1 protein-coding gene and 1 pseudogene are annotated in these 715 nt (G+C 51.2%); both read right to left on the bottom strand.

Features of this window, described 5'->3' with window-relative positions:
• Window positions 1-143, bottom strand: a pseudogene (locus tag R7Z77_RS25555) (iron-siderophore ABC transporter substrate-binding protein); the annotation flags it as partial.
• 50 nt (window positions 144-193) lie between these two features.
• Window positions 194-715: ABC transporter ATP-binding protein (locus R7Z77_RS25550; RefSeq protein ID WP_318137075.1), on the bottom strand; the 522-nt coding region annotated here is incomplete at its 5' end.

Raw genomic sequence — 715 nt, 5'->3', positions numbered from 1 at the left:
GCAGCAATGGGCTCGATGTCCAACGCGAGCACTTGCTCCAAAATGTCCCAGTTGAGAACCACGACGCGTTGCGGCACTTGCTCAAAAGTCACCGCTCCGTACGCATCATGAACGGTAATGTCTGCGTTCGCTCGTGCAATCATCACTGTGAAAAGTAGAGTCGTGCAGCTTAGTTGTTTGAGAAATCGAACCATCATGCACATACCACCGCCACCTTCTGGCTAGCAAGTGTTTCCGCGGGCGTTGGATGGTCAATGAGCTTAATTGGTGATTCGTAAAGTGCAGACAAACGCGCTTCATCAAGCAGCATTTCGGCGTTGCCTTCAAAGGCAATTTGACCTTTTTTGAGCGCAACTATGTGGGTTGCGTAGCGCAATGCTAAGTTCAAATCATGCAGGATCACGATAATGCCTACGTTCTCGGTTCGATTCAGCTCTGCCAGTAGCGCCATCAGTTGAAATTGATGGTGAACATCGAGCGCGGAGGTCGGTTCATCTAGGATCAAAATCGGTGATTGTTGAGCCAACAGCATAGACACCCAAGCGCGTTGGCGCTCACCGCCCGATAAATCGTCCGCTAATGCTTGAGCAAACGGAGCTACGCCAGTGCGAGCCATGGCTTCAGCGATAATCTGTTTGTCTTCAGGTTTCCAACGACCAAGTGCGCCACGCCACGGAAAGCGACCTAAGCGCACTAGCTCTTCTACCGTTAAACC

Source organism: Vibrio sp. 1401, assembly GCF_033340295.1.
Note: the sequence above shows the minus strand (reverse complement) of the source record. Positions and strands in the feature narration are given on the sequence as shown.